Genomic DNA, 14304 nt, shown 5'->3' with positions numbered 1-14304 from the left:
TCCTCTTCTACACAGTTTCGATCCTTTTTATCCACAGGCTGAAAAGGGCGGGAATGAGTGTAACCGATTCTCCATCCTTGGGATAAAATGTAAGTCTTATATCAGTGAAATTAAGCATAGTCTGATTTTCAACGGTTGCTCTTCTCTGGCGGGATCCTAAATTTAATGTGGCAGATCCCGCCTGATCCTTGCGCTTTGGCCTGGAACCCGTATAATTCTCACCCCTACGCGTGATGCCTGTTTCCTTTGTTCTGTTTTCAGACGAAGATTCCGGGCAGGCACGAGTATTCAGGTGGGTAAAACGTGATGGGAATTGACTCAGGACTGTACAATTACTACAATCCCGCCTCTTTAATGCGTAATGCGATTGAGGCGTCGGTCTTTTCACGCCGAACAGCCAAACGCGTTTACTGTGAAGTCAAATATTAGTTAGGTAGAAATCGCTATGAAACGCACTTTCCAACCGTCCGTATTGAAACGTAACCGTGATCACGGTTTCCGCTCGCGTATGGCAACGAAGAATGGTCGTCTGGTTTTGGCACGCCGTCGTGCTAAAGGCCGTGCACGTCTGACCGTCTCTTCGAAGTAATAAAGCTAACCCCCCGGGTGGTTAAGCTCGCATTTCCCAGGGAGTTACGGTTGTTAACTCCCAATCATTTTACTTTCGTCTTCCAGCAGCCACAACGGGCCGGCACGCCGCAAATCACCATCCTCGGCCGCCTGAACATGCTGGGGCATCCCCGCGTCGGTTTGACAGTCGCCAAAAAACATGTAAAACGGGCTCATGAACGAAACCGCATCAAGCGTCTTACGCGAGAAAGCTTTCGGACGCACCAGCACGCCCTGCCCGCAATGGATTTTGTCGTTATCGCCAAAAAAGGGGTGGCGGATTTAGATAATCACGCTTTGACGGAAGCGTTGGAAAAGTTATGGCGCCGCCATTGTCGCCAGTCTCCGGGCTGCTGATCGGGCTGATACGCTTGTATCAACTCTATATCAGCCCGCTGCTGGGGCCTCATTGCCGGTTCCAGCCCACATGCTCGCAGTATGGTATCGAGGCAATACGCAGGTTCGGTATGTTAAAAGGCAGTTGGTTGACATTAAAACGCGTATTAAAATGCCACCCTTTGAACCCAGGTGGCGATGACCCCGTGCCGCCGAAAACCAACGATAACAGAGAACATTAACGATGGATTCGCAACGCAATCTTCTTTTCATCGCTCTGCTGTTCGTGTCTTTCATGATCTGGCAAGCCTGGCAAACGGACCACAATCCGCAGCCTGCGACGGTTCAGACTACGCAACAGACAGCGAACACAGCTACCGGTGACGCAGCAAATCAGGGTTTACCCGCCAGTGGGCAAGGGCAATTGATCAAAGTGAAAACCGACGTTCTGTCGCTTTCCATCAATACCCGTGGCGGCGATATCGAGCAGGCTCACTTGCTGACTTATCCTGATAAATTGGGTTCAGATCAACCTTTCCATTTGCTTGAAACCTCCCCCGAATTTGTTTATCAGGCGCAAAGCGGCCTGACCGGCAAAAATGGTCCGGATAATCCGGCCAACGGCGAACGTCCTCTGTACAATATCAATCAGGACACCTATGTCCTGGCGGATAACCAGGGCGAGCTACGCGTTCCCCTGACCTATACCGCGCCGGACGGCGTCGCCTATACCAAGACTTTCATCCTCAAACGCGGCGACTATGCGGTGAATGTGGAATACAGCGTCAACAACACCAGCGACAAACCCCTTGAACTGGTGATGTTCGGCCAATTGAAGCAGTCCGTGGATCTGCCGAAGCACCGCGATACCAGCAGCAGTAATTTTGCGCTGCACACCTACCGCGGCGCGGCTTACTCGTCAAGCGATACCAAATACAAGAAATACAGCTTCAGCAATATCAAAGACGATAACCTGAACATCAATACCCAGGGCGGCTGGGTCGCCATGCTGCAGCAATATTTCGCCACCGCCTGGATTCCGCAAACCCCCGGCAACCATAATTTCTTCACCAGCAATCTGGACAACGGCCAGGCGGCGGTAGGCTTCAAATCCACCCCGGTTACCGTGGCCCCCGGCGCGCAGAACACCTTGGACGCGACGTTATGGGTTGGTCCGGAAATCCAGGACAAAATGGCCGCCATCGCGCCGCACCTGGATTTAACCGTGGATTACGGCTGGCTGTGGTTTATCAGTCAACCGCTGTTCAAGCTGCTGAAGTTTATTCATAGCTACGTCGGTAACTGGGGCTTCTCGATTATCGTCATCACCTTTATCGTCCGTGGCATCATGTATCCGCTGACCAAAGCGCAATACACCTCCATGGCGAAAATGCGCATGCTGCAGCCCAAACTGGCGGCCATGCGCGAGCGTATCGGCGACGACAAGCAGCGCATGAGCCAGGAAATGATGGCGCTGTATAAGACCGAGAAGGTCAACCCGCTGGGGGGTTGCCTGCCGCTGGTGGTGCAGATGCCTATCTTCCTGGCGCTGTATTATATGCTGATGGGCTCCATCGAGCTGCGCGGCGCTCCGTTTATCCTGTGGATACAAGATCTTTCCGCTCAGGACCCCTATTACATCCTGCCGATCCTGATGGGCATTACGATGTTCTTCATTCAGAAGATGTCGCCCACCACCGTTGCCGACCCGATGCAGCAGAAGGTCATGACCTTTATGCCTGTGATCTTTACCGTATTCTTCCTGTGGTTCCCGTCGGGCCTGGTGCTGTACTATATCATCAGCAACATGGTGACCATTATCCAGCAGCAGCTGATTTATCGCGGCCTGGAAAAACGCGGTTTGCACAGCCGGGATAAAAAGAAAACCTAGCAGTTATGCAAATTTTCTCGGAGTCAACGAGGCGGGACAGGATGATAGAAGAGTAAACCGTCCGCGCCATGGACGGCGCGGATCGAGCCCCCAGGGATGGGTTTACGGCGTGTTTACGATCTAGCATCCTGTTCCGACTGGAAACTTCGTCAGCAAATGCAAGGGCGGTCATATGGCCGCCTTTTTTATTATGCGCGCCGTCCAAGCGCGAAGAGAGAACAGCATGAGCCAGTCCGATACCATTGTAGCCCTCGCCACGCCGCCGGGACGCGGCGGGGTAGGCATCGTGCGGATTTCCGGCCGCTTGGCCGCCGAGGCGGCGCGCCGGCTGCTGGGCAAACTGCCCAAACCCCGCTACGCCGATTATCTGCCGTTTCGCGACAAGGACGGCGCTGTGCTTGATCAAGGCATAGCCCTATGGTTTCCCGGCCCGAATTCCTTTACTGGCGAGGACGTGCTGGAACTGCACGGCCACGGTGGCCCGGTGATATTGGATATGTTGATAAAACGCGTCCTGGGGCTGCCAGGCGTGCGTATCGCCCGTCCGGGAGAGTTCTCTGAACGGGCGTTCCTCAACGATAAGCTTGATTTGGCCCAGGCCGAGGCCATCGCCGACCTGATTGACGCCAGTTCGCAGCAGGCCGCCCGTTCGGCGGTGAATTCGCTCCAGGGCGTTTTTTCCCAACGCATACAGCATTTGGTGGAAGCAGTCACTAACCTTCGCATCTATGTAGAAGCCGCCATCGACTTCCCTGACGAGGAAATCGACTTTCTCTCCGACGGCAGGATTGAACGCCGGCTCAACGAGGTCATGGACGAGCTTAAAACGGTACGCTCCGAAGCCCGCCAGGGCAGCCTGCTGCGAGAAGGCATGAAGGTGGTGATAGCCGGTCGCCCCAACGCCGGTAAATCCAGCCTGCTCAATGCCTTGGCCGGTCGGGAAGCAGCCATTGTCACCGATATCGCCGGCACCACCCGCGACGTTCTGCGGGAACATATCCTGCTGAACGGCATGCCGCTGCATATTATCGACACCGCCGGCCTGCGAGAAGCGGGTGATGCAGTGGAACGCATCGGCATCCAACGCGCCTGGCAGGAGATAGAACAGGCAGACCATGTGCTGCTGATGGTGGACGGCACCACCACCGCGGTAAACGACCCCAATACCCTATGGCCGGAGTTTGTCGCCAGGGTTCCCGCCGCGTTGCCCATTACCGTTATCCGTAACAAAGCCGATCTGACCGGTGAAGCCGAAACCGTAAGCGAAGTGAATGGCCACTCACTTATTACCCTTTCCGCCCATTCCGGCGCCGGCATCGACCTGCTGCGGGACCATTTACTGCAAAGCATCGGCTTCAACGGCAACCTGGAGGGGGGCTTCCTTGCCCGGCGGCGTCATCTGCAGGCCCTGGATACGGCGGCGGAACATCTGATAATGGGCAAAGAACAGTTAGTAAGTGCTTACGCTGGTGAGCTACTGGCGGAGGAATTACGGCTGGCGCAGCAGGCATTAAGCGAAATTACCGGTGAATTCACTTCGGATGATTTGCTGGGACGGATATTTTCGAGTTTTTGTATCGGGAAGTGATGTTGGTTAGATAGGACAATTAAAATGGACACCGATTATCCTGGCTTTGATAGGTCCAAACAATAATCATCTTCTCAAGTATTGCCCTTACCCTATCCACACATGAAACTGGTAACAGGTAACACCTTATACTCCATAAGAGGCCAGCTTCATGTCAACATCAAGCACCACACTCAAGATCGACGACAGACTCAAAGAGCGTGTCAAAAAACTGGCGGATTCACGCGATCGCAGCCCACACTATCTGATGATAGCCGCTATCACACAATATATTGAACACGAAGAGGCACGCGAGAGTTTTAAGCAGGAAGCCATCGACTCTTGGCGTGAGTATCAGGAAACCGGCCTGCATCTGACGGGTGATGAAGTCAAAACCTGGCTGCGTGGCTGGGGAACAGAAGCGGAAACGGATATTCCTGAATGCCACAAGTAATCATCACACAACGAACTGCAACCGGGTTAACGCGCTGTCGTGAGTTCCTGACCAGCAAAAATCCGCTGGCAGCCATTAGGGCGGGTCAGGTTCTCGAAGCGCATTTTGAGCAACGGGGAAACAACCCCGAAATGGGCCGCCCTTTTACTGAGCTGCCGGTATTACGGGAATTGATGATTGAATTCGGCGATTCCGGCTATGTGGCGTTGTACCGCTACGAGAAAATAAAAGACCGTGTTTATGTGCTGGCCTTTCAGCATCAGAAAGAAGCGGGATATTAACTCAAAAAAATCATAATGTTATAAGCAATTTCCGTTTCGTGTCTAAAATTGTGCCCACCGCACAAAAACACGACAATAAATACAATGGTAAATCAACCGGATATCCACTTTTCCAGCTTTTGTATCGTATCTGCGTAGGTTCATAGCGGACTAACCAGAAATAGACTCGCATTCGTATAATGTCACAGCAAGCCTAAAAATATTAGAAAGCGAATAACCAGCGGCGGCGTGTATTAATGCTCAGGCGTCACTTCGGCCGTTTTTCCCGAATTCTGATCTTACGATCTATCAACCCCCCCACACCATCATAATAGCGACTCGGCCAAATCTCAGCAGGATGAATACTCAGTGCCTCGGCAATAAGCCATTCACCTTTCGGCCAAGGACGCGTCAGCGCATTTGCCAGTGTCGATGAGCCAAGGCCGGCGGAGCGTGAAAGCCCAGCCAATGTGGTGCCCTGTTTTCGCAAGGCAGCGATTATATCCGCCGGATGCCAGTCGTTTTTCATGTAAACCTTAACTCTTTGCCATTAAGAGAATATAGGCTCCCAATACTACGTTATTCGTAGTATCGATTTCAAGCCATAACTACGATTATCGTAGTTATGAAATCTAAACCAAACTACCATGAAGTTTTTTACCAGCGACTCAAGCAGGCACGGCTTGCTAAGGGTTTATCACAGAAGAAGCTCGGCATTGCCGCCGGGATTGACGAGTTTGTCGCAAGTGCCCGCATCAATCGTTATGAGAAAGGCGTCCATGAGGCCAGCATCAAGACCGCCCAGCAGTTAGCCGATGTGCTGGAGGTGCCGTTAGCTTATTTTTATACCGACGATGATATGTTAGCCGAATTGATGCTGGCATTCCTGACGCTATCGCCGGAAGAGAAAACAGAGATTTTTACATTGATAAAAAGGCGGGCTGAAAGGAAGCATTGATGGTTTGGTTCCCCTACAAGTCAGATTTATACTGAATGCCCCATCAGTGCAATGATGAAAAATTCACCAAAAATATTAGAAAAATTCACAATAATTAAACACTGTTCATTTCATATAATCCCACCTTGGTATTTTATTTGTGGAAATTCATTATTGATAATTAGTATCTGAAAACAGCGAGCGTGTTGCATTAAATTGCAAAGCACCTTGAAAATTTATACCGCACTCACTTCGGTCAAAATAACGGTTATATTCGGTAGATATTCACACCGTTACCGAACAGTGAAATTAAAACCCATGGCAAAGCGGCATTGCTTAAGTATGTGCAAAAACATATCAAAGCAAGGGATATCAACCTTCGGCTGCCGGATATTGCTTTTTTAATGGATTTAGCGCAACTCAGCGAAGACCAGGGAAAATCGCTGCTGCGCTACCTCACCCAGGAGACAAACACTCTTGACTCGAAAACCTTTTTACGTATTCTTGTGGAAAATACGCCACGTTACAGGGATGAAATGATGACTCTAGCAGAACATCTGAAACTGGAAGGAAGGAATGAAGGAAGGAATGAAGGACGTAGTGAGCAAGCCCGGGAAATCGCCCGTAATTTATTGTCTATGGGTCTGGATCACACAACGATAGAGCGGGCCACGGGATTGAGTAATATAGAGCTTGATGCGTTGATGGATTTAGCGGTAAGAATTAAGGGCTAATCATACAGGCTTTCAAGAATCATACTCACCGGTAGAAAGATTTGTGTATGGTTATTTTTCGGCCGATGAGTCCAAACAAATAAAATATGATTTTTTAATTATTAAAATTTAATTTAATAATTTTCAACAGCATTTTCTGTTATGCAAACCCCCTATTATAGATTGAATTTTTTAAGGTAATTTGGCTTATGAGCCGGAGTCCTGTGAGTTATTTCGGAAAACGAGCAGCGCCCGAACAACCAGCATAATGCGTTCAACGCGCGCACCGGGCCTGATTCGGCCTGAACGTTCAAGCTCGGCCAGTCCATGCAAGGCCGCCCAAAAAGTCTCGGTCACAAGCTCCTCGTCGTCGCAAAACGGCGTTATGACCGTAGCAATAGCGTCGAAAGCCGCCCGCAGTTCCGGTCTGGTTTCTGCTTCAGCGAACCGCAGATCCGTCGGCAGGATAAACATGGCCTCGTAGAGTGCGGGCTGACCCGATGCGAAGTCGAAATAAGCCATGGCGACATTCTCGAGGGCGTTTCGTGGTCCGGTGGCTTCACGCGCCGCTTCCTGAATTGCGACGGTAAGCTCCTGGAAACCCTCGATGGCGACGGCTGCAACAATCGCATCCCGGTTCTCGAAATGTGAATAGAGAACCGGCTGACTATATTCAATCTCTTCGGCCAGGCGGCGGATCGTTACGGCATTCCATCCTTCCCGCTCCGCGATCGCACGCGCTGCCGCGATGATGCGGAATTCGCGTTCAGCGCGTTGTCTGCCTTTCCGCTCGGCGATACTCATCGTTCGATCTCCCAGACACAGATGTGCGATATGCCTTGTTATTATACGGAGGCTTGATTATCTAGCAATGATAGATTATATTTCATTGCTATATTTAACCATTAAGGATACTACCGCCATGCATTGGCTTGTGATGGGAATGGCGCTGTTACTGGCGCTGGCGATTATCGCGATCGGCACCCAATATGTTTTGAAACCGATGACCGCGACACGCAGTTTCGGCCTGCCGTTGCCTGAAAGCGGCGCCAACATCCCTTGGTGGCTCCGCCTCAAGGGGGTGCGGGACATTGCATCGGGAGTGCTGATACTGGCGTTCATGGCCTGGGGCGCCCCCCAAGGGATCGGCATCATCCTGCTGGTGGAAGCCATCGTCCCTGTCGGCGACATGCTGCTGATTCTGGCTGCGAAAGGCTCCGCCAAAAGCGCCTTCGGCATTCATGCCCCTACGGCCGTGCTTATGATCTTAACGGCTATTCCTTTACTGATGGGGGTACGCTGAGATGGTCCATGCTGTTTCGGTTTGGCTCCTGGCCTCCGGCTTCCTTGGAGCAGGCCTTGTTAACGCCATCGGCACGGCCGCGACGCGACGCGATTTTGCCCGATGGGGTTACCCGCGCTGGTGGGGCCGTTTTACCGGCGGCCTGGAAATATTAAGCGCCTTGCTGATTGCGCTGCCCGCCAGTCGAATGGTTGGTCTGGCGCTTGGGACAGCAATTATTGCGGCCGCGGTGGTGACCGTTTTGCGCCACCGCGACTTAACGCACCTTGTACCACTGAGTGTTTTTATCGTCGTGATCGCGCTCGCAGAGATATCGTCTTGAGTGTGTGGCACGGAAATAATCATACGTCGTTCGAATGTATCCCACAGGGAATCTTGCCACTAAATAGCTTTGCAAAATAGGAGATCTCTTTGATGGAATTCAGTCCGAATTGAGCATCGGATCAATCGGCAGAGAAAAGAGCAAAGTCAGATACTCTTTACCATCAGCGCCAGTTGTAAACTTCTGGTTTACAACCGCCTCCTCAGCCAGCCCCCCCTTAGTGATCACGCTTTTCAAGTGTTTGCCGAAATTTTGTTCACTGGTCTGGTACAACTCGGCCATTTCCAACTGAGTAAGCCAAACCTGACCACTCATTTCACGCAGTACAAACCGGCTCTATCAGTGCAAAGATTAAAAATCCACCAAAAATAGTTAAAAAACACCTTAATAAATAAACTCTTCTCAATTAATATAATCCGAACGTAGTATTTTATTTGTGGAAATTCATTGATAAAAATAAGTAACCGATAAGAAATACAGTATTGCATTAAAGTGCGAAGCACCTAGAAAATTTATACCTTGCTCAATCCGGTCAAAATGCCGTTTATATTGTGTAGATATTCACACCGCTACAGTGAACCGATGAAAACTATCCCTATACCTCATGATTCGTTGTTCAAGAAATTCTTTAGCGATGCCAGCGTCGTCAATGATTTCCTGCAAATACACCTGCCGCCAGCTTTGCGGGAAATATGCGACTTTGGCACGCTGGCCATTACTTCAGGCTCCTTTGTCGAAGATAACTTTAGCACCCAGTACACCGACATGCTCTACAGCATGCACACCTCGGAGGGAGAAGGTTATGTCTATTGCCTGATTGAACACCAGTCCAGCGCGGACGAGATGATGGCGTTTCGGCTGCTGCGCTACAGCATAGCGGCAATGCATCGCCACCTTGAGCAAGGTCATAAAAAACTGCCGCTGGTGATACCGTTGTTGTTTTACCATGGTAGACAAAGTCCCTACCCGTACAGCACCCTTTGGCTGGACTGCTTCCACAACCCAGACGTGGCACAAATGCTGTATTACCAAGCGTTTCCCCTGGTAGATATAACGGTTATCCCAGACAATGAAATCAAAACCCATCGTAAAGTCGCGCTGCTGGAATTTGTACAAAAGCATATCAGGGCAAGGGATATTAATGTTTGGCTACCGGATATTGTCTTATTGCTGAAATTTGAAAATCCCAGCAAAGAGCAGGTGAAATCGCTTTTGAGCTATCTTACGCAGGAGGGAAATAATCTTGACTTAGAAACCCTTTTACGTATTCTTATGGAAAATACGCCACGTTACAGGGAGGAAATGATGACTCTTGCAGAAAACCTGAAACTTGAAGGACGGAGCGAGCAAGCCCGAGAAATCGCTCTTAATTTATTATCCATGGGTTTAGATCGCGCCACGATAGAACGTGCCACCGGATTGAGCTCTAATGAACTTGTTGCCCTGATGGAGCCAGCAGCGTAAATCAAGGGCCAAACAACGACGCTTCAATGGATCAAGCTTCTCGGTGGGGAAGTTTGTAGGTAAATGCTTTTTCGGTCGCAAAGTGTAAGGAATATAAGATTTGCTCATTATCGAAATTGAGTCAGCATATATTATTTAATCAATTTAATATTGAGCTATTAAATTACTTTATCATCGAAGAGAAACGGATTCCCGAGTTTGATAAAAATATAAGTAAGCACATCGTTGGTCGGGCCCGAATGAGCGAGGCTCATGGATGAGCCGAGTATTACCAACGCACCTGCAACTTAAAATATGAAGAGCTTAATGATTTCCTAACGGCAAATATATTCCCTAAAAAATGTTCATGACTCGCTTTAGGTCATGACGTAAAAAAACACGGGTTTACCCTGATGGATGTGATCGTTATACCGAGCGACAAAATCAAAACCCATCGTAAAGTCGCGCTGTTGGAATTTGTGCAAAAGCATATCAGAGCAAGGGATATCAATATTTGGCCACCGCATTGAGTTCAAGCAGAACTTGGCGGACTGATGAACGCTGAACTTAAAAATCTGACCCGCTAAGACACATATCGGATTGTGGACAACGGTTTTATTAGCAACTTGTACGGGCACAAGGTCTACACCGCGACAATAATCCACTTTTCCAGCTCTGGAACACCCACACCATTGATCAACCTTGCAGCAGCCAGCTCATCAATCCCTTCCCTCATAACTTCAGTAATGTAATATTTTATCACAATAATTTAACAAGAGTCATTCTCTTTAAACTTGAGGGAAATCGTGTTGTTGCGACCATAGCCTCTACAAAACATGAGGTTATTCAATCAAATGATTTTTAGCATGCTTGACAGCCGGAACCGCAATACCTAGATTGAAAATGGTTTTTATTAAAATCCGTCACGCATTTTGTTAAATACTCATTAACAATAGCGGTAGCTGGCTGGACCTTCTCTGCGAAAAATCTCGCTTATGTGAATATCAGCTGAACACACCATCGCATTCAATCCAAACTGAGTTTACCCATGAATTCGTCAAATGAAGGAAGTGTAAAACATTCGCGCCTAAGATATTTTGGCATGGTGGTATTTGGGATAGTGCTCATCATCGCCGGCGCTATCCTCGCTGTGCTCGGTTTCAAACTCCTTAGGCTACATGGCAGTCCTTATTACCTTACCATCGGCCTGGTATGGGTGATTGCCGGATTACTGACGCTATTTAGACGCGGCGCCGGTCTTTATCTGTATGCAATCAGTTTCATCGCCACCCTGATCTGGTCGCTTTGGGAATCAGGACTCAACGGCTGGGCCTTGGTGCCCCGTCTTGATTTGCCGCTGCTTTTTTTGATCTTTGCCGTGCTGTTGATGCCGGCACGACGCGCCAATGGAGAAAAGGGCTATCGTCCCTATGGTATCGCCTTACTGGTGGTAACCGTGGTGGGATTGGGCATCGCCGTGCCTATGGCGCAAAAACCCTATCCGGTCGCGGCCGTCACCACCAAGCCGGGCAATTATTTTGACGATGTCACCGCGCCCGCCTCCCAGGACTGGCCGACCTATGGCGGCGGTTATGGCGCACAGCGTTTCTCGGCGCTATCGCAAATAAACCCAAGTAACGTCAGCGGGTTACAGCGCGCATGGGTATACCGGACGGGTGAGCCGCACATGGCAAACTACGGTAATGAACTGACACCGATTAAAATCGGCGATACGGTGTATGGCTGTACTATCCGCCATAAGGTGTTTGCCGTGGACGCGGCGACGGGGAAACAAAAGTGGATGTTTGATCCCAAAACCCCGCCGGAATCTTCCGCGCCTAACTCGGCCTGTCGCGGCGTGTCGTATTATGCCAATCCGCAAGCGCAACCAGGGCAAGCCTGTTCTACGCGCATTATCGCCGGCACCATGGACGCTAAACTGGTGGCGGTAGATGCTCAAACCGGCCAGGCCTGTGAGGATTTTGGCTCGCACGGCTTCGTTGATTTGATGCAAGGCCTGGGCAAATGGCCGCCAAGCATTGTCTCCGAGACCTCGGCGCCCACCATCGTTCGCGGCGTGGTGGTGGCGGGGCAGCAGGTGATGGATGGCCAACTGAGGTCCGCTCCTTCCGGCGTAGTACGCGGTTATGACGCCGTTACCGGTCAACTGCGTTTCGCCTGGGATATGGAACAACCGGATATCACCACCCTTCCCGCCCCCGGCAACACCTATTCTTTGGGTACGCCGAATATGTGGTCCACGGCGGTAGGGGATGAAAAACTCGGCCTGGTTTATCTGCCGATGGCAAGTTCCGCGGGCGACTATTACAGCTCCACCCGTAATGATGAGGAGAGAAAATATGACTCAGGGATTACCGCGCTGGACGTCGCCACCGGTAAACCGCGCTGGGTCTATCAATTCGTCAAGAATGATGTATGGGATTACGATACGCCGGCACAGCCCAGCCTGGTGGACTTTCCCACCGATAAAGGCAATGTTCCGGCATTGATCGTCACCACCAAGCAGGGGGACCTGTGGGTACTGGACAGGCGTACGGGGCAGCCTCTGCACCAGGTAGAGGAACAAAAAGTGCCCCAGGGCGGCGTTGAGCCGGCCGAACGGGCGCCGGTGCAAAAACGTTCGCTTTACAGCCGCACCCAGAAGCCTGACCTGACCGAGAAAATGATGTGGGGCATATCGCCCATTGACCAGTTGGTCTGCCGGATACAATACCGGTCTGCCAGCTATCAGGGCATATTTACCGCGCCCACCGCCGATAAACCCTGGATTGAATACCCGGGAAATAACGGCGGCTCCGATTGGGGCAGCGTTTCGGTGGATGTGCACAATGGTCTGATTATCGAAAATTACAATGACCTTCCCAGTTACTCCAAGCTGGTGCCGCGCGCCGTTGACGATGCCATGAACGTGTTCTGGCTGGGGGATCCACGCTACAAAAATCCGCCGCCGGGACGTAACCGTCCGCAGGCCGGTTTGCCTTACGGTCAGGACGTGAACACCGGCTGGGTCTCCAATATCGGCGTTATTTGCAAACAGCCGCCGTTCGGCATGATCAAGGGGATAGACCTTGCCAGCGGTAAAACCCTCTGGGATCGCCCGCTAGGTACCGCCGAGCGCAATGGCCCGTGGGGTCTGCATTCCATGTTGCCATTCCAGATAGGATTGCCGAACAATGGCGGGGTATTGACCACCACCAGTGGTTTGGCCTTTGTCGGCGCCACCACGGACGACTACCTGCGCGCCATCGATGTGCATACGGGCAAAACGCTGTGGAAGGACCAGCTGCCTGCGGGGGGCCAAGCGACGCCGATGACCTATGAGGTCAACGGGCGGCAATTTGTCATCATCATGGCCGGCGGCCATCATGGGATGATGACACCGGAAGGGGATTACGTTATCGCCTACGCGTTGCCTGAACAGAAATAAGCTGCGCTTACCTGCACGGACGGTACTTTGGCTGCCGTCCGTGCCTTATCTAAAGACAACGCTTCGTTTACCTTTGCCCGCCCTATTGCTCCAGCAAGCTAATATCTTCCTGTGACAGCCGCACGTCGGCCGCCGCCAGGTTTTCTCTCAAATGCGTGAGAGATGACGTACCGGGAATCAGCAAAATATTCGGCGAGCGCTGCAACAGCCAGGCCAGGGCCACTTGCATGGGTGTGGCGTCCAATTTGCGCGCGACATCGTTAAGCACCTCGGATTGAAGAGGTGAAAAACCGCCCAGCGGGAAAAACGGCACAAAGGGGATACCTTGAGCGGCAAGCTCATCGATTAGGCTATCGTCATCACGTAAAGCCAGATTATAAAGATTCTGCACGCAGGCGATGGGGGTAATTTTTTGGGCGTCAGCTATTTGCGCGGACGTCACATGACTCAGACCGATATGCCGGATCAGACCTCGTTCCTTCAATTCGGCCAAGGCCGTCAGTTGGGCTTCAAGGGGGCCGTCTTCAGGATGATGCTCACCATACATGCTGCGCAGATTGACGACATCAAGCACATCTAGCCCTAGATGACGCAGGTTGTCTTCCACCGCCTTGATGAGTTCCGCCGGCGAGAAGGCCGGAAGCCAAGCGCCCTTCTCATCCCTGCGTGCGCCCACCTTGGTGACAATGCAAAGATCGTCCGCGTAGGGATGCAGCGCTTCTTTGATAAGTTTATTGGTGATGTGCGGTCCGTAGAAGTCGGATGTATCGATATGGTCTACGCCGGCGGCAACCGCTTCCTGGAGAACACGCAGGCACATAGCGGGATCTTTGGGCGGGCCAAATACGCCCGGCCCCGCCAGTTGCATCGCCCCGTAGCCAATACGTTTGACCTGACGATGGCCAAGCTGATAACTACCGGATGTGTTGCGGCTTCCCATAATGTCTCTCCTCTGCAATGTGTGACTTATTGTATGGGGTAAATGCCTGTGCGACTATACCGTTAAGTTGAAACAGGCTGT

17 protein-coding genes and 1 pseudogene are annotated in these 14304 nt (G+C 51.2%); 14 read left to right on the top strand and 4 right to left on the bottom strand.

Going from position 1 to position 14304, the window contains the following annotated elements; all coding sequences use genetic code 11:
• The first annotated feature begins 445 nt into the window (after positions 1–445).
• The 7 genes from rpmH (at position 446) to ACL2XO_RS01420 (ending at position 5138) form a co-directional block, all read left to right on the top strand.
• On the top strand, positions 446–589 hold the full coding sequence (rpmH, locus tag ACL2XO_RS01450; RefSeq protein WP_132924064.1) for a 50S ribosomal protein L34: 144 nt from the start codon (positions 446–448) through the stop codon (positions 587–589).
• 17 nt (positions 590–606) lie between these two features.
• Positions 607–966 carry a ribonuclease P protein component gene (rnpA, locus tag ACL2XO_RS01445; RefSeq protein WP_132924065.1) on the top strand — a complete coding sequence of 120 codons (360 nt, stop codon included), beginning with the start codon at positions 607–609 and terminating at the stop codon, positions 964–966.
• Positions 930–1187, top strand: a complete 258-nt coding sequence (yidD, locus tag ACL2XO_RS01440) for a membrane protein insertion efficiency factor YidD (protein ID WP_132924066.1) — start codon at positions 930–932, stop codon at positions 1185–1187. The genes rnpA and yidD overlap by 37 nt, the downstream gene beginning before the upstream one ends.
• Positions 1188–1189: 2 nt before the next feature.
• Positions 1190–2836, top strand: coding sequence for a membrane protein insertase YidC (yidC, locus tag ACL2XO_RS01435; RefSeq protein ID WP_132924067.1), 1647 nt, complete (start codon positions 1190–1192; stop codon positions 2834–2836).
• 223 nt (positions 2837–3059) lie between these two features.
• Entirely contained in the window at positions 3060–4424 is a 1365-nt protein-coding gene (gene mnmE, locus ACL2XO_RS01430; protein WP_413742039.1) for a tRNA uridine-5-carboxymethylaminomethyl(34) synthesis GTPase MnmE, read from the top strand.
• 151 nt (positions 4425–4575) lie between these two features.
• The gene (locus ACL2XO_RS01425) at positions 4576–4857 is read left to right on the top strand and encodes a CopG family ribbon-helix-helix protein (protein ID WP_331122750.1); all 282 of its coding nucleotides are present in this window, start codon (positions 4576–4578) and stop codon (positions 4855–4857) included.
• On the top strand, positions 4845–5138 hold the full coding sequence (locus tag ACL2XO_RS01420; protein ID WP_413742038.1) for a type II toxin-antitoxin system RelE/ParE family toxin: 294 nt from the start codon (positions 4845–4847) through the stop codon (positions 5136–5138). The genes ACL2XO_RS01425 and ACL2XO_RS01420 overlap by 13 nt, the downstream gene beginning before the upstream one ends.
• A 247-nt stretch (positions 5139–5385) precedes the next feature.
• Here ACL2XO_RS01420 and ACL2XO_RS01415 read toward each other — a convergent pair whose 3' ends face one another.
• Positions 5386–5646, bottom strand: coding sequence for a helix-turn-helix domain-containing protein (locus ACL2XO_RS01415; protein ID WP_413726181.1), 261 nt, complete (start codon positions 5644–5646; stop codon positions 5386–5388).
• Positions 5647–5742: 96 nt separating this feature from the next.
• Between ACL2XO_RS01415 and ACL2XO_RS01410 the strand changes: the two genes are divergently transcribed.
• Positions 5743–6075 (top strand): helix-turn-helix domain-containing protein, encoded by a 333-nt coding sequence (locus ACL2XO_RS01410; protein ID WP_203524265.1) that lies wholly within the window; start codon positions 5743–5745, stop codon positions 6073–6075.
• 323 nt (positions 6076–6398) lie between these two features.
• Positions 6399–6788, top strand: a complete 390-nt coding sequence (locus ACL2XO_RS01405) for a hypothetical protein (protein ID WP_413742037.1) — start codon at positions 6399–6401, stop codon at positions 6786–6788.
• A 186-nt stretch (positions 6789–6974) separates the two neighbouring features.
• On the opposite strand, the gene ACL2XO_RS01400 is transcribed toward ACL2XO_RS01405, so the two are convergent.
• Positions 6975–7571 (bottom strand): TetR/AcrR family transcriptional regulator, encoded by a 597-nt coding sequence (locus ACL2XO_RS01400; protein ID WP_413742036.1) that lies wholly within the window; start codon positions 7569–7571, stop codon positions 6975–6977.
• Between the two features lie 118 nt (positions 7572–7689).
• Here ACL2XO_RS01400 and ACL2XO_RS01395 point away from each other — a divergent pair, with 118 nt between their 5' ends.
• Both ACL2XO_RS01395 and ACL2XO_RS01390 read left to right on the top strand, forming a co-directional pair.
• Positions 7690–8070 carry a DUF4267 domain-containing protein gene (locus ACL2XO_RS01395; protein WP_132924074.1) on the top strand — a complete coding sequence of 127 codons (381 nt, stop codon included), beginning with the start codon at positions 7690–7692 and terminating at the stop codon, positions 8068–8070.
• A gap of 1 nt (position 8071) precedes the next feature.
• Complete coding sequence (locus tag ACL2XO_RS01390) at positions 8072–8392, top strand: DoxX family protein (RefSeq protein WP_413726178.1); 321 nt, start codon at positions 8072–8074, stop codon at positions 8390–8392.
• Between the two features lie 99 nt (positions 8393–8491).
• On the opposite strand, the gene ACL2XO_RS01385 is transcribed toward ACL2XO_RS01390, so the two are convergent.
• Positions 8492–8707 carry a hypothetical protein gene (locus ACL2XO_RS01385; protein WP_413726177.1) on the bottom strand — a complete coding sequence of 72 codons (216 nt, stop codon included), beginning with the start codon at positions 8705–8707 and terminating at the stop codon, positions 8492–8494.
• A gap of 267 nt (positions 8708–8974) precedes the next feature.
• On the opposite strand from ACL2XO_RS01385, the gene ACL2XO_RS01380 reads away from it, so the two are divergent.
• The 3 genes and pseudogenes from ACL2XO_RS01380 (at position 8975) to ACL2XO_RS01370 (ending at position 13283) form a co-directional block, all read left to right on the top strand.
• Positions 8975–9856 (top strand): Rpn family recombination-promoting nuclease/putative transposase, encoded by an 882-nt coding sequence (locus ACL2XO_RS01380; protein ID WP_413742035.1) that lies wholly within the window; start codon positions 8975–8977, stop codon positions 9854–9856.
• A 374-nt stretch (positions 9857–10230) separates the two neighbouring features.
• Positions 10231–10344: pseudogene (locus ACL2XO_RS01375) on the top strand (Rpn family recombination-promoting nuclease/putative transposase); the annotation flags it as partial.
• Positions 10345–10937: 593 nt separating this feature from the next.
• Positions 10938–13283 (top strand): membrane-bound PQQ-dependent dehydrogenase, glucose/quinate/shikimate family, encoded by a 2346-nt coding sequence (locus ACL2XO_RS01370; protein ID WP_413742034.1) that lies wholly within the window; start codon positions 10938–10940, stop codon positions 13281–13283.
• Between the two features lie 82 nt (positions 13284–13365).
• Here ACL2XO_RS01370 and ACL2XO_RS01365 read toward each other — a convergent pair whose 3' ends face one another.
• On the bottom strand, positions 13366–14223 hold the full coding sequence (locus tag ACL2XO_RS01365) for an aldo/keto reductase family oxidoreductase (RefSeq protein ID WP_413742033.1): 858 nt from the start codon (positions 14221–14223) through the stop codon (positions 13366–13368).
• Between the last annotated feature and the right edge of the window lie 81 nt (positions 14224–14304).

Source organism: Sodalis sp. RH15 (assembly GCF_047324255.1).
Taxonomy (GTDB): Bacteria; Pseudomonadota; Gammaproteobacteria; order Enterobacterales; family Enterobacteriaceae; genus Acerihabitans; species Acerihabitans ligni.
The sequence above is the reverse complement of the archived record's forward strand: the minus strand, read 5'-3'. Positions and strand labels throughout refer to the sequence as shown.